The sequence below is a fragment of the Faecalibacterium sp. I4-3-84 genome (assembly GCF_023347255.1).
Lineage (GTDB): Bacteria > Bacillota > Clostridia > Oscillospirales > Ruminococcaceae > Faecalibacterium > Faecalibacterium taiwanense.
On the sequence record NZ_CP094466.1, the window covers coordinates 2,275,303 to 2,296,438 of the forward strand.

At 53.9% G+C, this 21,136-nt stretch carries 22 protein-coding genes; 20 read left to right on the forward strand and 2 right to left on the reverse strand.

The annotated features are described in order from the left end of the window. The first annotated feature begins 111 nt into the window (after window positions 1-111). On the forward strand, window positions 112-1,485 hold the full coding sequence (locus MTP41_RS11070) for a sodium-dependent transporter (RefSeq protein ID WP_097780897.1): 1,374 nt from the start codon (window positions 112-114) through the stop codon (window positions 1,483-1,485). A gap of 364 nt (window positions 1,486-1,849) precedes the next feature. On the opposite strand, the gene MTP41_RS11075 is transcribed toward MTP41_RS11070, so the two are convergent. After that, window positions 1,850-3,469 (reverse strand): tyrosine-type recombinase/integrase, encoded by a 1,620-nt coding sequence (locus MTP41_RS11075; protein WP_249235531.1) that lies wholly within the window; start codon window positions 3,467-3,469, stop codon window positions 1,850-1,852. A gap of 162 nt (window positions 3,470-3,631) precedes the next feature. Here MTP41_RS11075 and MTP41_RS11080 point away from each other — a divergent pair, with 162 nt between their 5' ends. Together MTP41_RS11080 and MTP41_RS11085 are read left to right on the forward strand one after the other, a co-directional pair. Continuing rightward, complete coding sequence (locus tag MTP41_RS11080; protein WP_015565819.1) at window positions 3,632-3,967, forward strand: hypothetical protein; 336 nt, start codon at window positions 3,632-3,634, stop codon at window positions 3,965-3,967. A 191-nt stretch (window positions 3,968-4,158) separates the two neighbouring features. Continuing rightward, entirely contained in the window at window positions 4,159-4,947 is a 789-nt protein-coding gene (locus MTP41_RS11085; RefSeq protein ID WP_249235532.1) for a DUF975 family protein, read from the forward strand. Between the two features lie 318 nt (window positions 4,948-5,265). On the opposite strand, the gene MTP41_RS11090 is transcribed toward MTP41_RS11085, so the two are convergent. Further along, window positions 5,266-5,472: a DUF6219 family protein gene (locus tag MTP41_RS11090; protein WP_082210884.1), complete on the reverse strand. Its 207-nt coding sequence runs from the start codon at window positions 5,470-5,472 to the stop codon at window positions 5,266-5,268. 275 nt (window positions 5,473-5,747) lie between these two features. Here MTP41_RS11090 and MTP41_RS11095 point away from each other — a divergent pair, with 275 nt between their 5' ends. The 17 genes from MTP41_RS11095 to MTP41_RS11175 all read left to right on the forward strand — a co-directional run bounded on the left by MTP41_RS11095 (window position 5,748) and on the right by MTP41_RS11175 (window position 20,995). Continuing rightward, window positions 5,748-6,302, forward strand: a complete 555-nt coding sequence (locus MTP41_RS11095) for a DUF134 domain-containing protein (RefSeq protein ID WP_243111493.1) — start codon at window positions 5,748-5,750, stop codon at window positions 6,300-6,302. Beyond that, a complete protein-coding gene (gene rbr / locus MTP41_RS11100) occupies window positions 6,238-6,780 on the forward strand; it encodes a rubrerythrin (RefSeq protein ID WP_249236571.1) in 543 nt (180 codons plus the stop codon). The genes MTP41_RS11095 and rbr overlap by 65 nt, the downstream gene beginning before the upstream one ends. Window positions 6,781-6,802: 22 nt before the next feature. Next, window positions 6,803-7,177: a desulfoferrodoxin family protein gene (locus MTP41_RS11105; protein ID WP_005946408.1), complete on the forward strand. Its 375-nt coding sequence runs from the start codon at window positions 6,803-6,805 to the stop codon at window positions 7,175-7,177. Window positions 7,178-7,298: 121 nt separating this feature from the next. After that, complete coding sequence (locus MTP41_RS11110) at window positions 7,299-7,496, forward strand: ferredoxin-thioredoxin reductase catalytic domain-containing protein (RefSeq protein WP_097771466.1); 198 nt, start codon at window positions 7,299-7,301, stop codon at window positions 7,494-7,496. A gap of 18 nt (window positions 7,497-7,514) precedes the next feature. Beyond that, a complete protein-coding gene (locus tag MTP41_RS11115; protein WP_249235533.1) occupies window positions 7,515-7,718 on the forward strand; it encodes a 4Fe-4S binding protein in 204 nt (67 codons plus the stop codon). After that, window positions 7,715-8,290 carry a 4Fe-4S binding protein gene (locus tag MTP41_RS11120; RefSeq protein WP_120121338.1) on the forward strand — a complete coding sequence of 192 codons (576 nt, stop codon included), beginning with the start codon at window positions 7,715-7,717 and terminating at the stop codon, window positions 8,288-8,290. The genes MTP41_RS11115 and MTP41_RS11120 overlap by 4 nt, the downstream gene beginning before the upstream one ends. 28 nt (window positions 8,291-8,318) lie before the next feature. After that, window positions 8,319-8,639, forward strand: coding sequence for a thioredoxin (gene trxA / locus MTP41_RS11125; protein WP_156075278.1), 321 nt, complete (start codon window positions 8,319-8,321; stop codon window positions 8,637-8,639). Further along, complete coding sequence (locus MTP41_RS11130) at window positions 8,636-10,330, forward strand: FAD-dependent oxidoreductase (protein WP_249235534.1); 1,695 nt, start codon at window positions 8,636-8,638, stop codon at window positions 10,328-10,330. The genes trxA and MTP41_RS11130 overlap by 4 nt, the downstream gene beginning before the upstream one ends. Beyond that, on the forward strand, window positions 10,327-10,998 hold the full coding sequence (locus tag MTP41_RS11135) for a GTP pyrophosphokinase (protein WP_117506265.1): 672 nt from the start codon (window positions 10,327-10,329) through the stop codon (window positions 10,996-10,998). Before MTP41_RS11130 ends, MTP41_RS11135 begins: the two co-directional genes overlap by 4 nt. Window positions 10,999-11,355: 357 nt before the next feature. Continuing rightward, on the forward strand, window positions 11,356-11,787 hold the full coding sequence (locus tag MTP41_RS11140; RefSeq protein WP_249235535.1) for an RrF2 family transcriptional regulator: 432 nt from the start codon (window positions 11,356-11,358) through the stop codon (window positions 11,785-11,787). 22 nt (window positions 11,788-11,809) lie between these two features. Next, complete coding sequence (locus tag MTP41_RS11145) at window positions 11,810-13,723, forward strand: acyl-CoA dehydrogenase family protein (protein ID WP_097777351.1); 1,914 nt, start codon at window positions 11,810-11,812, stop codon at window positions 13,721-13,723. A gap of 23 nt (window positions 13,724-13,746) precedes the next feature. Then, complete coding sequence (locus tag MTP41_RS11150) at window positions 13,747-14,958, forward strand: FprA family A-type flavoprotein (RefSeq protein WP_005946385.1); 1,212 nt, start codon at window positions 13,747-13,749, stop codon at window positions 14,956-14,958. 165 nt (window positions 14,959-15,123) lie between these two features. Next, on the forward strand, window positions 15,124-17,640 hold the full coding sequence (locus MTP41_RS11155; RefSeq protein WP_249235536.1) for a ribonucleoside-diphosphate reductase subunit alpha: 2,517 nt from the start codon (window positions 15,124-15,126) through the stop codon (window positions 17,638-17,640). Between the two features lie 10 nt (window positions 17,641-17,650). Beyond that, window positions 17,651-18,694: a ribonucleotide-diphosphate reductase subunit beta gene (locus MTP41_RS11160; protein WP_097777348.1), complete on the forward strand. Its 1,044-nt coding sequence runs from the start codon at window positions 17,651-17,653 to the stop codon at window positions 18,692-18,694. Between the two features lie 34 nt (window positions 18,695-18,728). Next, complete coding sequence (locus MTP41_RS11165; protein WP_249235537.1) at window positions 18,729-19,592, forward strand: nitroreductase family protein; 864 nt, start codon at window positions 18,729-18,731, stop codon at window positions 19,590-19,592. 222 nt (window positions 19,593-19,814) lie between these two features. Next, window positions 19,815-20,138, forward strand: coding sequence for a thioredoxin family protein (locus MTP41_RS11170; protein ID WP_097771457.1), 324 nt, complete (start codon window positions 19,815-19,817; stop codon window positions 20,136-20,138). Between the two features lie 14 nt (window positions 20,139-20,152). Further along, entirely contained in the window at window positions 20,153-20,995 is an 843-nt protein-coding gene (locus MTP41_RS11175; RefSeq protein WP_249235538.1) for an NAD(P)/FAD-dependent oxidoreductase, read from the forward strand. The last annotated feature ends 141 nt before the right edge of the window (window positions 20,996-21,136 follow it).

Genomic DNA, 21,136 nt, shown 5'->3' on the forward strand with positions numbered 1-21,136 from the left:
GGCGCTGTTTGTTTTTTGCACGCAAACAGGCGGGACCATTGTATTTGACGGACAGATATGGTACACTAAGGCCACTTGTGTATAGGAATATAGGAAAAGAGGAATTAAATCATGGATACGCAAAAACAAAAGCGCAGCGCCTTTTCCGGCAAGATCGGCTTTGTGCTGTCGGCCGCAGGCGCTTCGGTAGGTCTGGGCAACATCTGGCGGTTTCCGTACCTCGCCGCGAAATACGGCGGCGGCATTTTTCTGCTGGTGTACATCGTGCTGGCCGTCACCTTTGGCTACACGATGATCGTGGCCGAAACGGCACTGGGCCGCATGACCCACAAAAGCCCGGTGGGTGCCTTTGGAGCTTTTGGCAAAAAGGGCGGCCTGCGGTTTGGCGGCTGGATCAATGCGGTCATTCCCATTCTGATCGTGCCGTACTATTCGGTCATCGGCGGCTGGGTCATCCGCTATCTGTCGGAGTATATCAGCGGCCATGGCAGTGAGCTTTCGCAGGACGGTTATTTTTCCAATTTCATTTCCAGCGGACTGTCGGCAGAGGTGTGCTTTCTGATCTTCACGGCCTTTACGCTGGCCATCATCTTTGCAGGTGTGCGCAACGGCGTGGAGCGTGTTTCCAAGGTGATGATGCCGGTGCTGGTGGTGCTTTCGGTGGTCATTGCAGGCTACTCGGTCACGCGCCCGGGTGCGTTGGCAGGCGTGAAGTATTTTCTGGTGCCGAACGTGGCAAACTTTTCCTGGATGACGGTGGTCACGGCCATGGGCCAGATGTTCTATTCGCTGTCCATCGCTATGGGCATTCTGGTCACCTTTGGCTCCTATATGAAGAAGGAGGTCTCCATTGAGGAATCCACCGAGAACGTGGAGGTGTTTGACACGGCCATTGCCATCATGGCGGGCCTGATGATCATTCCGGCGGTGTTCTCCTTCTCCGGCGGCGACCCGGACACCCTGCAGGCCGGCCCGGCGCTGATGTTCATTACCATCCCCAAGGTGTTTGAGAGCATGGGCTTTGGCCATGTGGTGGGCATCCTGTTCTTTTTGCTGGTGCTGTTTGCAGCCGTGACCAGCTCCATTGCCCTGACCGAGAGCGCTGTCTCCACCTTTGAGGACGAGCTGGGCTGGAGCCGCGAGCGCGCAACGGCACTGATCGGCCTGATCATGGTGGCGCTGGGCAGCCTTTCGGCACTGGGCTATGGCCCGCTGGCGGGCGTGACGGTGTTCGGAATGCAGTTTCTGGATTTCTTCGATTTCCTCACCAACTCTGTCATGATGCCCATTGCAGCCATTGCTATCTGCCTGCTGGTGTCCCGCGTGATCGGCGTGCAGAAGATCGAAGAAGAGGTGACGCTGGGCGGCAAGCCCTTCCGCCGTAAAAAGATCTTCAACTTCATGATCCAGTATCTGTGCCCCATCTTTGCGGCCATTATCCTGATCAGCTCTGTGGCAAATGCTCTGGGCTGGATCGCAATGTAAAAACAGAAAAGCGCAGAAGGTGTTTCTCAAAGGAAGCCTTCTGCGCTTTTTTGTATGTCCAAAAGGTTTTCTTATGCTGTGAAGTTGCATAAAGCATAGAAAACGGCGATTTTGGCCTCAATTAGCTGGAAGCCTGATTTTATTAGCTGGAACCGAAAATTCTGCTAATGGCATTCGCTGGCTAATTTTGGTGATAGGTTCAAAATGAAAAATGCGAAGATCGTCTTTCACATGGAAAAATGACCTTCGCATTTTCTTAAAATATGGCGTCCCCGCCCGGATTCGAACCGGGGGCCTCAGGCTTAGGAGTAGGGGCTGAAGCAATAAATCCTAGACAAAAGTAGGTAAAACAAGTAACGTTTTATCAATGGATTTTTTGTTGTGCTGTCAATCCGAGTAAAGAACACAAACCCCGAAATAAAACGAGTAAAAGGCTTTTCATTAGCAGAAAATTAGCAGAGCTAATGAAAAGTGGAAGGTTCATTGTAAAATGCCCACCTTTCATTAGCTGGGAAGTGTACGTTTCCCTACGGATATTTGCTTGTTTAGCATTCGTGAACCAGTCCATACAGCCGTAACTGGTGTGATGGACTAATGTTTTCAATAGAAAAAGACCAGAGCTTTCTGCGAGAAAACTCTGGTCTATGTAACAGTGCGAATGGAAATGCGCATTGTCTTGTAAAAGGAAGGGTCTTATGGTATTCTTACGGGAGTAAAGGCACTGGATGCAAGGAACTTTGCGTGATCTTAGGAGTGTGCAATGGAAAAGAAATTTAATATTGTAGAAGAAATCGTCGAATCGCTGTGCGTTCAAACGCCGGTCATCATCCAGAATGTGTGCGTACTGCTCGGTGACCATTGAAGCCTGTGCATGACCGGAATCGCCCTGCACGGCTTTGATATCGCCGCCGTTCAGCTTGAGCTTGTATGTAATGCTGGAGTGTCGAAAACTGTGAAAAACTACTTTGGGAAGATTGTTTTCCTCAATCAGCTGCTTCAATGCACCGTTGATGGTGGATTGTTCGGTCGGCATTCCCAGCGGGCCGGCGACCACAAGATTATAGTCAGCGTACTCTGTGCCCAGTGCATCCCTTGTCATGTCTTGCTCGGCTTTATATTGGACAAGCATTTCAGCGACCGTTTTGGGCAGGAAGATGGTTCGGATACTGCTATCCGTTTTAGGGCTTTTCAGAACCTGAACCGTAGTGCAGCGGGAACTCAGCGATGGAAAACGGGTGATAACATTTTTGTTTTCCAATGCGTTCAGTGAAGCAACATCCACACGCTGAAGTTCTTTGTTTATGTAAATGGATGCGCGTCCTGCATCAATGCTTTCAGGGGAGATATCCACGCAATCCCAAGTCAGGCCGAGCAGTTCGCCCAAACGCAGGGAGCAGGAGAACGAGAGATTGATGCACAGCCGCAGCTTCGGATCATCACAAACTTTCAAAGCACGGAACAGCGTTTCGGCTGTCCAAATATCACGTTTCTTGGAAGTGTATTTGGGCAAGGTGGCATAAATACAGGGATTCTTTTCCATAAGTTCCCACTTTACAGCCTGCTCAAAGGCACTTCTCAAAATTTTGTGAACCGAACGAACCGTGCCGGGAGAAACGTATTGATGCTGACGCTTTCCACACATAGGGTCGACTGCTTCGTATTTGAGCAGCCGCTGATAATATCCCTCAATTACGCGGGTGGTGAGATCTTGCAGCTTCATTGAGCCGATAAGCGGTATTATGTAGTTTGAAATCAGAGCATTGTTTGATTGATAGGTTGAGAGTGCCCATTTGGTTTTTCCGTACAGGGCAACATATTCTGTAAGCAAGTCTTTTAGAGTTCGGCACTGGGGTGCCACAAAGGTACCGACGGATTCTTTGTATTCGACCTCTTTCTTACGGTTTTTGGCATCTGCAAGGTCGCTAAAGGTTTCCCATTTCTGCTTTAGCGTTCCATTAATCTCCAGATAAACACTAATCTCCATGATTGTTACCATTGAAGGAATACATTTGCGACGATCTTCGGGCATACCGAATAAGATTTGCATTGGCAGTTGAAAATAGCTCAGGTTACCTATTGCAATTCTGACTATTTGGAAATATACTTGTAAGTATCAAATTATTTCACTTTATGGGAGGAAATTATTATGGCAAGACCCAAGGGAAGCAAGAATAAGGCTCGTACTGTAAAGGCCAGCGTTGATTATGTAGCAGTCATTGCAGAAAAGGCCGCAAAAAAAGAGAAAATCGAATCTGAGGTTGCTACGTTGACTGCAAATCTCGATGATCTGAAGACGCAGCTGAAAGCCAAGAAAGCAGAATTGAAAGCCGCCACCAAGGAACTTGCCAAAGCCGAAAACAAAAAAGCTGCCGCCGAAGCAAAGGCAGCAGAAGAAGCAAAGAAGGGCGAAGCAGAAGATGTGCTGAAGAAGCTGCTTGCCAGCGGTATGACGGCTGAAGAAATCCTTGCAAAGCTCCAGTAATGCAATATGATGAACTGGACAAGCTGCTGAAGTAAAGGAAGGGGCTGTTGCACAAGGATAAAACCGGTGTAACAGCCTCTTTTTCATTCATGCTGCAATTTTTTCAGCTTTTCAAACGTATCTAAATTAAAGTGGCATATCATCTTCCTATTTCACAAATCCTTGCCGTTTTCAGACAGGAGGTTGCTTTTATGAAAGTATCTGCCGACTATCGTATGCTCGCTCTCGATGCCCTGCGCGGAAAATGGAAAACTGCTGTTTTGACAGGTATTGCCGCCAGTGCGCTCGGTGCTACCATTGTGAGCAGTTCCAACAGTGCCGTATCCAATTCCAATCAGGCAAAGGACATCCATTTTGAACTGTTCTCCCAGCCCAACGGCGGTCGGCTGCTTGCTGTTCTGCTTGCCGGCATTGTTCTGTGGGCAGTCCTCCAACTGATCGTGGGCGGTGCAGCTCAACTGGGATATGCTCATTTTAATTTGAACCTTGTAGATGGAAAGGATGCTGCCATCTCGGATTTGTTCTCTCAGAAAGACCGTCTGTGGGATGGCTTCTGCATGAAATTCCTGCAGGGTCTGTATATCGCCCTCTGGTCGCTGTTGTTGGTAATTCCGGGAATCGTGAAAACATACAGCTATGCGATGACACCTTACATCATGTCCGAGCATCCTTCGCTGACCGCAAATGAAGCGATCACAGAATCCCGGCGAATCATGGACGGCAACAAATGGCGGCTGTTCTGTCTGGATTTCAGCTTCATTGGCTGGGAGCTGCTTTGTTCGTTGCCACTGTATGCCGGGGGTTTTCTGGTTCTCAAATATTTCACCGGTTCAGAGGCTATGGCGATTTCTCTTGTTCTTCTGCTGACAATTCCATTGAGCATTGGCTTCTTTTTTGTACGCCCCTATGAGGAAGCTGCATGGGCCACTTTCTACCGCGATATTACCGCAGCACCTACCGAACCGGATGAAGCATACTGACTTTTATACTATTTCGCAGATGTGACCGGATTTTCGAGGTGGTCTGCGTATGGATAAGAAACCTGACCGTTCCGAAATAATTACAATGAGCCTCTTGTATGCTTTAACGCTGGTGCTTACGGTATTAAAAGTGACGAGAACGTTTTCACTGCCTTGGTTGTGGGTACTGGGTCCACTTTGGCTTGGCACACGTCGGTACTGTGATTAGGGCTGCTTGCGCTGGGAGATCTCTCCCAGCGTTTTCTCTATGAAAGAAAGCTGCTGGAGAAAAAAATTCTCCAGCAACTTTGTCTTTGATGAATAAAGGAAATTTTTTGTTTAACTATTCTCACTATTATTTGATTTAGTGATTTTTTTCTTCTTTGGAGAAACCAGTTTGTGACCGGAATAAATGGACATACCCATACAAAGCAATGAAGAATAGGCAAAGTATTTATGCGCAGTCATAGATTTTTTGATTCCAGAATAAATGCATCCCAACATACAGAAAAGTGCGCCTAAGGACCAGTATTTATGTGATTTCATGATTTGATACCTCCTTTGATTTAACTGATTCAATTATAACGTTTTTTTACGAAAATGCAAGCATTACCGGGAACGCTTTCATGTGGAGGCTGTGACTGCCGCTACGGTCATGATCGGTGGGCATTACGCACAAGGCTCACATGTAGCATTCGACTCCGAATATCAGCCGGCACACATATGAGGACGGAAAATGTAGCAGCTTTTGAAAAAATTGCTTTTTTCTGCTCAAAGTGCTACAATCGGAATATACCGAATACAAAGGGAGGAAAGCTCCCATGCCAAGACCGCCACGGTGCCGTCAAATTTGTGGCGTACCACAGGTCGATACATTCTGTCCCAACGGGTGCGAGAATACCGAGCCGATCCTGCTGACGCTGGACGAATACGAGGTCATTCGGCTGGTTGACTTGGAGCAGCAAACCCACGAGCAGTGTGCCGCTCAAATGGACATTTCCCGCTCTACCGTGCAGGAGATTTACGAAAGCGCACGGAGCAAGATCGCAGCGTGTCTTGTCCACGGGAAACCGCTGCACATCACCGGGGGAAACTACCGCATCTGCGGAGGACAGGAGGCAGCTCACTGCGGCCGCTGCTGCTGGATGCAGAGAGCCAACATGGAAAAATCAGGCAAAACTTGCAAAGGAGATTCCATTATGAAAATTGCAGTTGCCTATGAAAACGGTCAAATCTTTCAGCACTTCGGTCACACCGAGCAGTTCAAGCTTTATGAAGCTTTGGACGGCAAAATCACTCATAGTATCCACCATGAAAGAGACGAAATACGCAGGAACTCAAACCGAAAAAAACCTGATGGCTGCCTTTGCCGGTGAGTCCGAGGCACGCAACAAGTACACCTATTTTGCATCCAAGGCCAAGAAGGAAGGCTTTGAGCAGATCGCGGCACTGTTCCTCAAAACCGCTGATAATGAGAAGGAGCACGCCAAGCTGTGGTTCAAAGAACTGAACGGCATTGGCGACACCGCAGAAAACCTTCTCTCCGCCGCTGAGGGTGAGAACTACGAGTGGACGGATATGTACGATGGCTTTGTCAAAACTGCCGATGAGGAAGGCTTTCATGAGCTGGCCCAGCGTTTCCGCCTGGTAGCCGCCATTGAAAAGCACCATGAGGAGCGCTACCGTGCCCTGCTGCACAATGTGGAGATGGCAGAGGTCTTTGCCAAGAGTGAGGTCAAGGTGTGGGAGTGCCGCAACTGCGGTCACATCGTCGTGGGCGAGAAGGCCCCGGAGGTTTGCCCCACCTGCAACCATCCCCAGAGCTATTTTGAAATTCATGCAGAAAACTATTAAAGAAAAGAAAAGGAGAATTATCATGGAGCAGAAGTTTTACATTTGCAAGCATTGCGGTAACATCATTGCCAAAGTTAAGGACGCAGGCGTCCCTGTTGTCTGCTGCGGCGAGCCGATGAGCGAGATCGTTCCCGGCACCACCGATGCCGCCGTGGAAAAGCACGTCCCTGTCTGGACGGTGGAAAACGGCATCGTCCATGTCAAGGTCGGCTCTGTGGAGCACCCCATGCTGCCGGAGCACTACATCGAATGGGTATCTCTCCAGACCAAGCAGGGCAATCAGCGTAAGGAACTGCATCCCGGCGAAAAGCCGGAGGTCTGCTTCGCTCTCTGCGAGGGCGATGAGGTCGAGGCGGTCTACGCCTACTGCAACCTCCACAGTCTGTGGAAAGCGTAATTCACCTTCTTAAAATCCGGTGCTCAAAAAGCACCGGATTTTTTTTCAATGTAACCTCGTCACAGAAAAAGACTTTGTCCTGCGGTATGATAAAGCCACAATCAAGAAAGAGCTAGCGAACATGAAAATCAAGCTCAATCCCGATCAGGAGATTGTCAGCACCATCAGAAAAGGACTCAAGCGCACCGGCGGGTACTGCCCCTGCCGCAGGGAGCGCACAGAGGCAACCAAATGTATGTGCCAGGAGTTCAAGAATCCAATTGCAGATCCGGGCTTCGAGGGGGTCTGCCACTGTATGCTCTATTACAAATCCTTGTAGGATTAAGGGAGGAACGCTATGCTGTCAAAGAAACTGGCTGCCATAGATAAGACGCGGTGTGTCGCCTGTGGTGTGTGTGAAAATACCTGTCCACTGGGGGCCGTCAAGGTGCGCCGTGGCTGCTACGCCGCCGTGGAGGCGGAACGCTGCGTAGGCTGCGGCAAGTGCGCAAAGCTCTGTCCCGTCGGCTGCATTAAGGCGAAAGTGAGGGCTGACGCATGAAAGCAAAGCATTGGTACGATTACCTGTGGGTATATGCCATCATCTATTTTGCACTGGGCTTTTTCAATATCCTGTTCGCGTGGCTGGGTATGATCGATTTTCTTCTGCCGCTGCTTTTAGCCATCTTTGGCGGGAACAAATTCTTTTGCAACCACCTCTGCGGACGGGGTCAACTGTTCAGCAAGCTGGGGACAGACCTTAAATGCTCCCGCTGCAAGCCCACGCCCCGCTGGATGTCCTCCAAGTGGTTCCGTTATGCCTTTTTGCTCTTTTTCCTGACGATGTTCGGCAACATGGTGTTCCAGACCTATCTGGTCGCTGCTGGTGCTACGTCCCTGCGGGAGGCCATTAAGCTGTTCTGGACATTCCGTGTGCCGTGGAGCTGGACTTATACAGCCGGTACGGTCACTGACTGGGTGGCGCAGTTCAGCTTTGGCTTTTATGGCCTCATGCTGACCTCTCTGCTGCTGGGTCTGATCGTTATGGTGCTCTACAAGCCCCGCACATGGTGTGCGTTTTGTCCGATGGGAACCATGACGCAGGGCATTTGCAAGCTGAAAAACAAAGAATAAACAAAGATAACAGAACGGAGCCTTTCTCATGGCTGAACTGAAAATTACTGCTGCGAATTTTGAAAATGAGGTACTGCATTCCGACAAGCCCGTCCTGCTGGATTTCTATGCGGACTGGTGCGGACCGTGCAAAATGCTCTCTCCCGTACTGCATGAGCTTGCCGAAGAAAAAAGCGGTGCGCTCAAGGTGGGCAAGGTCAATGTGGACGAGCAGATGGAGCTGGCGATGCGTTTTCAAGTATCCAGCATCCCGATGCTGGTCGTATTCAAGGATGGAAAGGCCATTACCAAATCGGTCGGCTATCGGCCTAAGTCGGAGATTGCCGCAATGGTGGAGGGCGCAAGATGAAAGTTGTGATCGTAGGCGGTGTGGCGGGCGGTGCTTCTGCCGCTGCCCGCATCCGCCGTTTGGATGAACACGCCCAGATCATCATGATCGAGCGCAGCGGCTATGTGTCCTATGCCAACTGCGGTCTGCCGTATTATGTGGGCGGTGTGATCAAGGAGCAAGAAGAACTGACACTGCAAACTCCGGAGAGCTTCTGGGACCGCTTTCGCATTGATGTGCGGGTACGGCAGGAAGTAACTGCGATCAATCCCACAGAGAAAACCGTCACCATTCACGCATTGGATAGTGGAAAGGTCTACACGGAAACCTATGACAAACTGCTCCTCGCACCCGGCGCAAAGCCGACGGTTCCTGCGCTTTCCGGCGTCAGCAGTGAGCGTGTTTTCACGCTGCGCACCGTGGAGGATACCCTCCGCATTAGGCACTTTGTAGAGGATCAGAAGCTGAAAAGCGCTGTTTTGGCTGGCGGCGGCTTTATCGGTCTGGAAATGGCGGAAAACCTTACAGAAATGGGCGTTTCTGTCACCATCGTTCAGCGACCCAATCAGCTATTAGCACCACTGGATGCGGACATGGCGAGCTTTGTCCATGCGGAAATGCGCAGACACGGCGTGACTCTGCGGTTGGGTGAAACCGTCACCGGATTTCGACAGGACGGAGATTCCGTGCTGACCCTGCTGGAGGGTAGTGAGCCGCTGCATTCGGATATGGTTTTGCTGGCCATCGGTGTTACCCCAGATACGCATTTAGCAAAAGATGTCGGTCTTGAGCTTGGTATTCGTGGCAGCATCGCTGTCAACGAACGGATGGAAACCTCCGTGCCGGACATCTATGCTGTGGGCGATGCCGTAGAGGTCACCCATTTTGTAACCGGGCAGAAAGCGTTGATTTCGCTGGCGGGACCCGCCAACAAGCAGGGACGCATTGCCGCTGACAATATCTGCGGCGGCAACAGCCACTTTACCGGCTCTCAGGGTTCGTCTGTTCTGAAACTGTTTGGCTTGACAGCGGCCTCCACGGGTATCAATGAAAAGGCAGCGCAGGCAGCAGGAATCGCTTACGACAAAGTCGTACTTTTCCCGGCATCCCACGCTGCCTATTATCCCGGCGCACGGTCAATGGCAATGAAAGTACTGTATGAAAAAGAAAGCCTGCGGCTGCTCGGTGCGCAGATTGTTGGCGGCGAGGGCGTGGACAAGCGTATTGATGTACTGGCAACGGCCATTCGCGCAAAAATGAAAGCTTTGGAACTGACGGAACTTGACCTTTCCTATGCGCCGCCCTATTCCTCTGCCAAGGATCCGGTCAATATGGCCGGTTTTATGATCGAGGATTTGGAGAGCGGGAAAGTGCAGCAGTTCCATTGGAATGATGTTGAGGACTTGCCCTGCGATGGCAGTGCGACGCTGCTGGACGTCCGTACGGAAGGCGAATATCGGCGTGGGCACTTGAATGGATTCCGCAATATTCCACTGGACGATCTGCGGGAGCACTTGGACGAGTTAGAGCGGGACAAGCCTATCTATGTGAATTGCCAGACTGGGCTTCGCAGTTATCTGGCCTGTCGGCTTTTAACGCAGTATGGTTTCAGCTGTTCCCATCTCTCCGGCGGATACAGTTTTTATCAGGTCGTAACACAAGAGCAGCAGACAGCGCGGAGCGCCTATCCCTGCGGAATGGAGAAACTATGAGTGAAAATTTATTTGGCTTGACGGTTGCGGCAGATAAAGGCTTAGATGATCTGCAGTGCCAGCGCCTTTTAAGCGAAAATCGCAGGTATCAGGAAGTCATGCTGCAATACCGATGTGCGCTGAAAGCACTGGAAAGCAGGTTGGAAATTCTAAACGAAGAGTTTTCATTGCAGCATGATCGCAATCCGATAGAAAGTATGAAAAGTCGCTTGAAGTCGCCGTCCAGCATTATGAATAAGATGCAGAAGCGCGGACTTTCTCTGGATTTTCCGACCATGCAGGCAAATATCATGGATATTGCCGGTGTGCGGGTGATCTGCTCTTTCGAGGAAGATGTGTTCTTTTTGGCAAAGTGCTTAAAAGATCAGTCTGACATTGAAATCATCACGGAGAAAGATTATATTTCACACCCTAAGCCAAATGGCTATCGCAGTCTGCACCTGACGATCCGGCTGCCGGTATTCTTTGCGGAAAAAGAGATCCATGTGCCAGTGGAGATACAACTCCGTACAATCGCTATGGACTTCTGGGCAAGCCTTGAGCATACCATCCGCTATAAGAAAAATCTGCCGATAAATGCTGAAATCGAAACTGAACTGAAAGAGTGCGCCGATTCCAGCAGAGAATGGGACAGCAAAATGGAACATCTACTGCACATCTTAACATAATGCGTCGGATATAAAATGAAAAGCACGCACTTTGGTGCTTGCCTTGGACTTGCCAGGGATCGCCTCATCCGCCTTGGATGGGCGACCCCTGCGAGCCCCAACCAATTTCTCCGCTTTCTGGTTTTCAGGCATAGTCTTTTCTGCTTTCGGCGGACTGCCACGGCACAGCTTTTTCGGCTTCTATAATTGTAAGGAACATGGCTTTTCGCTGAATGGAAAGCGAAGCTGACCCGGGCTGGGGCGGTCTGTGCTGGGGCGGTCTGTATTAAAGCGATATTTTTTTTGAAATTATCTTGACAAATTTTATCAAGATTGATATGATGGTATTAACAAGCAAGCGAAAAGAGGATGTGGAGCATGATCATCACCAAAGAGACGGACTACGCGCTGCGCATTTTGCGGGTGCTGCTGGACGGGGAGAAGCATTCGGTGGCCGAGATGTCGGAAACGGAATTGATCCCCAATCAGTTTGCCTACCAGATTCTGCGCAAGCTCTCCGCCGGCAACTTGGTGCGGGTGAGCCGCGGCGCTCTCGGCGGCTGCGCGCTGTCCTGCGATCTGGACGCGACCTCCCTCTACGATCTCATGGGGGTCGTGGGGGAGCGGGGCATCCTATGCGCCTGCATGGAGCCGGGATATGAATGCCGCTGGCAGGACAAGTATGGGCGGTGCGCCATCCACTGTCAGCTGGCGGCCTTGCAGCAAAAGCAGGACGAGGCGTTCCGTGCCGTGAGCCTGCGCAGGCTGCTGACCGGCGGATCCGATCCCCAAGATACAAGCAAGCTGTAAAATTTTAAAAGGAGGTACCCGTATGCTGTTTCAAACCACGGCGGCGCACGAAGAGCTGCGCGCGAAGATCCGGAGTTTTGCGGAGGAGGAGATCAAGCCCCTCGCATTTTTAATGGATCAGAACAACGAGTTTCCCGAGGAGGCTGTCAAGAAGCTGGGGAAGCTGGGCTGGATGGGCATTCCCTACCCCAAGGAGTACGGCGGTGCCGGTCTTGATGCTCTGAGCTACGCCATCGCGGTGGAGGAGCTGGCCCGTGTGGACGGCGGCACGGGCGTAATCCTCTCCGCCCACGTCTCCCTCGGCTCATGGCCCATTTTCGCCTATGGCACCGAGGAGCAGAAGAAGAAATATCTGGTTCCGCTGGCCAAGGGCGAGAAAATCGGCGCCTTCGGCCTTACGGAGACCAACGCCGGATCCGACGCCGGCGGCACGGAGACCACGGCGCTGGATAAGGGGGACTACTACCTCCTCAACGGCGGCAAGATCTTCATTACCAACGCCCCTAAGGCGGACACCTATGTGGTTTTCGCCGTCACCACGCCGGACATCGGCACCCGGGGCATCTCCGCTTTCATCGTGGAGAAGGGCTGGAAGGGCTTTGAGTTCGGCGACCACTATGACAAGATGGGTATTCGCTCCTCCTCCACGGCGGAGCTGATCTTCAACGACGTGAAGGTTCCCAAGGAAAACCTATTGGGCAAGGAGGGCGAGGGCTTCAAGATTGCCATGTCCACGCTGGACGGCGGACGCATCGGCATCGCCGCGCAGGCGCTGGGCATCGCCCAGGGCGCGTTTGAGCACGCGTTGAGCTATTCCAAGGAGCGCGTCCAGTTCGGCAAGCCCATCGCGGCCCAGCAGAGCATCGCCTTCAAGCTGGCGGATATGGCAACCAAGCTGCGCTGCGCCCGGTTCCTCATCTACTCCGCGGCGGAGCTGAAGGAGCAGCACGCGCCTTACGGCATGGAGTCCGCCATGGCGAAGATGTACGCCTCGGACATCGCGCTGGAGGTCACCAACGATGCCTTGCAGATCCACGGCGGCAGCGGCTACCTCAAGGGCATGGAGGTGGAACGGGCCTACCGCGACGCCAAGATCACCACCCTCTACGAGGGCACTAACGAGATCCAGCGGGTGGTCATCGCCTCTCATCTGTTGGGCAGGCTGGGCAAGAGCTCCGGCGGCGAGAGCCGTTCGGCGGCCAAGAAACCCGCGCCCATCACCGGCATTCGCAAAAAGACCATCTTCCGGGAGGGGGATGCTGCCCAGCAGGTGGCCGACCTTGTGGCGGCGCTGAAGAAGGATGGTCACGACTTCTCCGTGGGCATCCCTATGGATACGCCCATCCCGCAGGCGGAGCGGGTGGTCTCCGCGGGCAAGGGCATCGGGGAGAAAAAGAACATGAAACTGGTAGAGTCGCTGGCCAAGGCCGCCGGCGCGGCCATCGGTTCTTCCCGCCCTGTGGCGGAGACTCTCAAATATCTGCCGCTGAACCGCTATGTGGGTATGTCCGGTCAGAAGTTCACCGGCAATCTGTACATCGCCTGCGGCATCTCCGGCGCATCCCAGCACCTTAAGGGCATCAAGGACGCCTCCACCATCGTGGCCATCAATAAGAACGGTAACGCGCCTATCTTTAAGAACTGCGACTACGGCATCGTGGGCGATGTGGAGGAGATCCTGCCCCTGCTCACTGCCGCGCTGGATAGCGGCGAAAAGCTGCCCGCGCCGCCCATGGTAAAGATGAAGCGGCCCACGCCGCCGAAGCCCGCCCCCATCGGCGACCGCTACGTCTGCAGCGGCTGCGGCTACGAGTATGTGCCGGAGTTGGGCGACGAGGACGGCGAGATCGCGCCCGGTACGCTCTTTGAGCAGCTTCCCGCCGAGTGGGTGTGTCCCGAGTGCGCGGAGACGAAGGATCAATTTGTAAAGGCTTGAGGCCGTGAAGGAGGCAAGATAAGATGTATTGCGTGCGTAAAGTAACGAACGACCTCTACTGGGTGGGCGCCAACGACCATCGCCTGGCCCTGTTTGAAAACTGCTTTCCCATTCCCCGGGGCGTAAGCTACAACGCCTACTGCCTGCTGGATGAAAAGACGGTGCTCTTTGACACGGTGGACTGGTCTGCCTGCCGCCAGCTTTTGGAAAATCTGGCGTATGTGCTGGATGGCCGCGAGCTGGACTACCTGCTGGTCAACCATCTGGAGCCGGATCACGCCGCCTGCATCGAGGAGATCCTGCTGCGCCATCCCAAGGTGAAATTGATCTCCAACGAGAAGGCATTCATGCTCATGCGGCAGTTCGGCTTCCATGTGGACGGACATGAGTGCATCGAGGTGAAGGAGGGCGACACCTTCTCCTTCGGCAAGCACACCGTCACCTTTGTGGGCGCGCCTATGGTTCACTGGCCGGAGGCCATGGTGACCCTCGACGTCACCGACGGCGTCCTCTTTTCCGCCGACGCCTTCGGCACCTTCGGCGCGCTGGACGGCAAGCTGTTCGCCGACGAGGTGGACTTCGAGCGGGACTGGCTGGACGACGCCCGCCGCTACCTCACCAACATCGTGGGCAAGTACGGCCCCCACATCCAGCTCCTGCTGAAAAAGGCCGGCGGCGTTTTGGATCAGATCAAGTACATCTGCCCGCTCCACGGCCCCGTGTGGCGCAAGGATCTGGGCTGGTTCATCGAAAAGTACGACACATGGAGCCGCTATGCCCCTGAGACCCAGGGCGTGCTCATCGTCTACGCCTCTATGTACGGCAACACGGAGAACGCGGCGCAGGCGCTGGCGACGTCGCTCTGCGATAAGGGCATGAGCAAGGTGGCGATGTACGATGTGTCCTCCACTCATGTCTCCCAGCTGATCTCCGAGGCATTTAAGTACAGTCACATTGTCCTGGCCTCTGTGACCTACAACCTCGGCATCTACCCCGCCATGCATGACTTCCTCATGGATATGAAGGCGCTGAATCTGCAAAACCGCACCTTTGCCATCATTGAAAACGGCTCATGGGCGGTGAAGTCCGGTGACCTCATGCAGAAATTCGTCAACAATGAGCTAAAGAACATGACGGTGCTCAACGAGCGGCTCAGCCTCGCCTCGTCCATGGGCACGGACAAGCGCACTGAGCTGGAAGCACTGGCGGACGCCATTCTGGAATCTATGAAGTAACTGGCAGGAAAGCCAAAACCAAGACAACAGACAACAAACAGCCCCGCCGCGTCGGCTGCAGAAAAACCGGCTTTCAAAAACAGAGCGGGCAAGCGTGATACTGCGCTTGCCCGCTCTTTGCTCAAAAGGACATGAGAAGTGACCGGAGAAGATGAGAGGATCGAAATGGAGATCAGAAAACGAAACGGGGAGTCTGTTCCCTTTCAACAGGAGAAAATTTTCAACGCCATGAAAAAGGCGTTTGACGGACAGGGCAAGGAGATCGGGAGCAGAGAGATGGATGAGATCCTCGCCACCGTTCTCAACAATCTCTCCGTCACAGTGCCGCTCACCGTGGAACGTGTGCAGGACGAGGTGGAGCGAACGCTCATGGATCGCGGACACTATGAGGTGGCCAAGGCGTACATCCTCTACCGCGAAAAGCGGTCTGCGCTGCGCCGTGTCCGGCATACCATCGCGCGGACGGTGGGGGATGACTCGCTTGACGAGGTGCTGCGCCGCATCCAGATGGATTTTACCGAGGAAGTCTACTCCCTCGCGGCGCTTCAAATGAAGTTTGAGAGTTTCTGTCGCCCGGGCATGACGGAGGATGAGCGGGCTGAGGCACTGATTAAGGCAGCGGTAGAGCTGACTACGGCAGAGGCACCCAAGTGGGAGTTCATCGCGGCGCGGCTTCTGAACCACTCCTTTCGCTGTCGCAACGCACAGGAATGGGAGGGGCGCGGCGTCTGCGACCTCTATGGCAAGCTTCGCTATCTGACGGATAAGGGACTCTACGGTGACTATATCCTTGCCCACTATACCCACGAGGAGATTGCCATGGCGGAGGACTTTCTCTGCCCGGAACGGGACGAGCTGTTCACCTACTCCGGCCTTGACCTGCTGCTCAAACGCTATGTGATCCAGTCACGCAGCCGCGTGCCGCTGGAAACACCGCAGGAGATGTTTTTGGGTATCGCGCTGCATCTTGCTATGAACGAAGGCTCTGACCGCATGGGGTGGGTAAAACGCTTTTACGATATGCTCAGCCGTATGGAGGTCACGATGGCGACACCTACCATGTCCAACGCACGAAAGCCCTACCATCAGCTTTCAAGCTGCTTTGTGGACACTGTGCCGGACAGTCTGGACGGCATCTACCGCTCGCTGGACAACTTCGCAAAGGTCTCTAAATTCGGCGGTGGAATGGGGATGTACTTCGGTAAGGTGCGCGCTGCAGGCAGCACCATCCGCGGCTTTCAAGGGGCGGCGGGCGGTGTTATCCGCTGGATCCGGCTGGTCAACGACACCGCCGTGGCGGTGGATCAGTTGGGGATGCGGCAGGGCGCTGTGGCGGTTTACTTAGACGCATGGCACCGGGATCTGCCGGAATTCCTTCAACTGCGCACCAACAACGGCGACGACCGCATGAAGGCACATGATGTGTTTCCCGCCGTGTGCTATCCGGATCTCTTCTGGCGACTGGCGGAGGAGAACATAGACGCGCCGTGGCATCTCATGTGTCCGCATGAGATCCTCACGGTCAAGGGCTACGCACTGGAGGATTACTGGGGTACAGAATGGGAGAAGCGGTATCTGGACTGCGTCAATGACCCGCGCATCGAAAAGCGCAGCGTCACCGTCAAGGACATCGTGCGGCTGGTGCTTCGCTCGGCAGTGGAGACCGGCACGCCCTTCGCTTTCAATCGCGACAGTGTAAATCATATGAACCCAAACGGTCACACGGGAATGATCTATTGCTCCAATCTCTGTACGGAGATCGCGCAGAACATGGCGCCCATCGAGCACATCAGCACTGAGGTGCACACGGAGAACGGCGACACAATAGTGGTGACGGCCACACGCCCAGGTGAGTTTGTGGTCTGCAACCTGGCGAGTCTGTCTCTCGGTAATCTGCCGGTGGAGGACGAGGCCTATATGGAACGCACGGTGGAAACGGCCATCCGCGCACTGGATAATGTGATCGACCTCAACTTCTACCCGTTGGAATACGCGCGGCTTACCAATCAGAAGTACCGCAGCATCGGCCTGGGCGTCAGCGGCTACCACCACATGCTGGCAAAGCGCGGCATCCGCTGGGAGAGCGATGAGCACCTTGCCTTCACCGACGCAGTGTTCGAGCTCATCAACTACGCCGCCGTCAAGGCGGACACAGCTCTGGCACGGGAAAAGGGTCGTTACGCGCTCTTTGAGGGCAGCGACTGGCAGACGGGCGCGTATTTTGAAAAGCGGGGTTATACCTCCGAAAAGTGGCGGGCGCTTGCGAAAACGGTGGCGGTGCAGGGAATGCGCAACGCCTATCTGCTGGCGGTCGCACCGACCTCCAGCACATCTATCCTCTCCGGCACGTCGGCGGGCATAGATCCAATTATGAAGAAATTCTTTTTAGAGGAAAAAAAGGGCAGCATGCTGCCCCGCGTTGCTCCGGAGCTTTCTATGGATACATGGTGGTGCTATAAGGCGGCGCATCTGATTGACCAAAGCTGGTCGGTACGCGCCGCGGGCCTTCGCCAGAGACATATTGACCAGGCGCAGAGCATGAATCTCTATATCACCAACGACTATTCCATGCGTCAGGTGCTCAGACTGTATTTGGAGGCGTGGAGGGCCGGCGTCAAGACCATTTACTATGTCCGCAGCAAGGCCCTTGAGGTCGAGGCCTGCGAAAGCTGCTCGTCATAAGGAGGATAGCATGACGGAACTGAAGAAAAAGCCCCTCTTTAACCCGGAGGGCGACCCTGATGTGCGCCTGCGGCGCATGATCGGCGGCAATACCACCAACCTCAATGACTTCAACAATATGAAGTACGCTTGGGTCAGCGACTGGTACCGGCAGGCCATGAACAACTTTTGGATCCCTGAGGAGATCAATCTCTCGCAGGATGTGAAGGACTATCCTCGCCTGCTGTCAGCCGAGCGCAGCGCCTACGATAAAATTCTGAGTTTTCTTGTCTTTTTGGATTCCATTCAGACAGCGAACCTGCCTAATATCGGCGCCTACATTACCGCCAACGAGGTCAATCTCTGCCTGTCCATTCAGGCGTTTCAGGAGTGTGTCCACTCACAGAGCTACAGCTATATGCTCGACACCATCTGTTCCCCCGTGGAGCGCAATGACATCCTCTACCAATGGAAAACGGACGAGCATCTGCTGCGCCGCAACACCTTCATTGGGGACTGCTACAACGAGTTTCAGGAGCGGAAGGACGCTCCCACGCTGCTGCGCGTGATGATGGCAAACTATATTTTGGAGGGCATCTATTTTTACAGCGGCTTTATGTTCTTCTACAATCTCTCCCGAAACGGGAAGATGCCCGGCTCGGCGCAGGAGATTCGCTACATAAACCGCGATGAGAACACGCACTTGTGGCTGTTCCGCAATATCATCACGGAGCTGCAAAAGGAGCAGCCGGAGTTGTTCACCGCCGAGAGCGTACAAGCGCTGCGCGAGATGATGCGTGAGGGCGTGGAGCAGGAGATCGCATGGGGGCATTATGTAATCGGCGACGGCATCCCGGGGCTGAACCGGCAGATGATCAGCGATTACATCCGCTATCTCGGCAACCTCCGCTGGACGAGCCTTGGCTATCCCGCATTGTATCCAGGCTTTGAGAGCGAACCGGAGAGCATGGAATGGGTCAGCCAGTACGCCGACGCCAACATGGTCAAGACCGATTTCTTTGAGGCACGCAGTACCGCCTACGCCAAGAGCACCGCACTGATAGACGATTTATAAGAAAACCAAAGACATCAGAATAGGAGATATTACTATGAATTACAGCGCTATGATTCAAAATCGCAGATCCGTTCACGCATTCCGCGAAAAGGAAGTTCCGAGCGAGGCTATCGGCCAGCTCCGATCCTACTATGAAAAGACCTGCCCCCGTCTTGTCCCGGAGATTGCAACGGAGTTGATCGTCTTGGACAAGGATGCACAGCCGGCGCTGGAGAGCTCAGCGGGCTATAATCAATTTCTCATCGGAGCACCGCACTACCTGCTCCTTATGTCTGCCCCGCATTCCTATGCGGCCATCAACGCCGGCTACATGATGGAAGATCTCGTCCTCAAGCTGACTGAGTTGGACATTGACACCTGCTGGATGACCTTCACCGACAGCGACAAAATCAAAAAGGCACTGTCTCTCGCCACCCCGTTAGAGGTGGCGGCAATCGTTGCCTTTGGCTACGGGGAAAAGACCGCAAAAAAGCTGCGGCTGAATATCCTAAGTATGTCTCAAATCGATGTGCGGGCCGAGCAGCAGTACTACGCGCCCAAAAAGGGCGTGCATGATTTGGTTCACATGGGGAGCTGGAGCAACAAGTCTGGGCTTGACGAGATGATGGACTTCTACGACGATATGCTCTGGCAGTCCTTCTACGCCGCTTCGCTCTCCCCCAGCTATCTCAACCGTCAGCCCTATGGCTTCCTTGTGCAGGATCACAGCATCTATTTGGTGCAGCAGGAGGATGCCTACACCGATAATTCGGATGCCGCATTGGATCTCGGTATTGTCATGCTCCACTTCTCCGCCGTCGCCTCCCAGTGGGCGGGGCAGGTACGCTGGGAACTTTCACCTGCTGCGCCCGACGGCCTGCCGGAAGGACTTCGCACCGCTGCGGTGTACCACATGTAACGACTCTGGGGGGAAGCAAGGCAACGGTGAAATGCGCGACCGTCGATCCGCGGTTGAGCGTATGTTTCATTAGAAAAGAAGAACCTATCCGTCAGAGTCTGAGTAAGGAAAATAGGAGGTATTTTTTATATGGCTACCGTCATCTCAGGATGAGGTCACAATGTGGTGTGGGGCGAGACCGGAGTCTTGAGAACACCCAAACAAGGAAAGGAGCTGACAGATATGGCAGCTATGAATATGAATCAGGAGCAGTTTAAGCAGTTGATCCGGGAGGAAAAGCCTGTTTTGGTGGATTTCTGGGCGCCATGGTGCAGCTATTGCCGGAAGATCGGCCCTGCGTATGAGAAGATTGGAGAGGAATACGCGGACAGCCTTGCCGTCGGCAAAATCAACATTGACGAGGAGCCGCGGCTGGCGGGGGCCGAGGGGATCGAGGACATCCCAACTCTGGTGCTGTACCGGAACGGAAAGGCCGTGGATTCCATCACCGCGCCCGGCTCAAAGGCAGAAATCGACCGTTTCATTCAGGAAGCCTTGGCGAAATAACGGAGGGTTCAGATATGAACAACAATCATGTTTATGATATGCTCGTGGTGGGCGGCGGCCCGGGCGGCTACACCGCCGCCCTGTACGCGGCACGGGCGGGGCTGGACACCATCGTGCTGGAAAAACTGTCCGCCGGTGGGCAGATGGCCCTGACCGAGCAGATCGACAACTATCCCGGCTTTGAGGACGGGATCGACGGCTTCTCTCTGGCGGAGAAGATGCAAAAGCAGGCGGAGCGCTTCGGGGCACGCAGCGAATACGCAGAAGTCCTCCGCATGGATCTGACGGCGGTTCCCAAGCTCGTGGAGACCAGCGAGGGGATTTTCCTGGGGAAAACCGTGGTGCTGGCCACCGGTGCGAACCCCAGAACGCTGGGCGTGGTGGGCGGCGGCAATTCCGCCGCGGCAGATGCCCTCCTTCTCAGCCGCGTGGCGAAAAAAGTGATCCTCGTCCACCGCAGAGACACCCTGCGGGCCACCAAGATCTATCACGAGCCGCTGGCACAGGCCGAAAACGTGGAATTCCGTTGGAACAGCGTCGTTTCCGCGCTGCTTTCCGGGGACAGGCTGACCGGCGTCCGCCTGCGGGACACCGTCACCGGTGAGGAAAGCGTGGTGGACTGCGACGGCGTATTTGTCAGCGTGGGCCGACAGCCCGCCACGGCGCTGGCGGTGGGTCAACTGGCGCTGGACGGCGGCGGCTATATCGTGGCCGGAGAGACCACGGAAACCAGTATTCCCGGCGTTTACGCCGTGGGCGACGTGCGGATGAAGCCCCTCCGTCAGGTGGTCACCGCCGTGGCGGACGGCGCGGTGGCAGTTCACATGGCGGAGAAATATATCGCGGAAAACCGATAAGGGAGGTAGATTGAAAAAGCCATGTTTAAGGTCAGGCCGGATACGACCGCAGTGGGGATGCCGACATATCTGCAAGGCAAACTGCCAGAGTGATGGCAGATAAGAAACCCATGTAAGATCGGGAGATATGTTGTCTCTCCA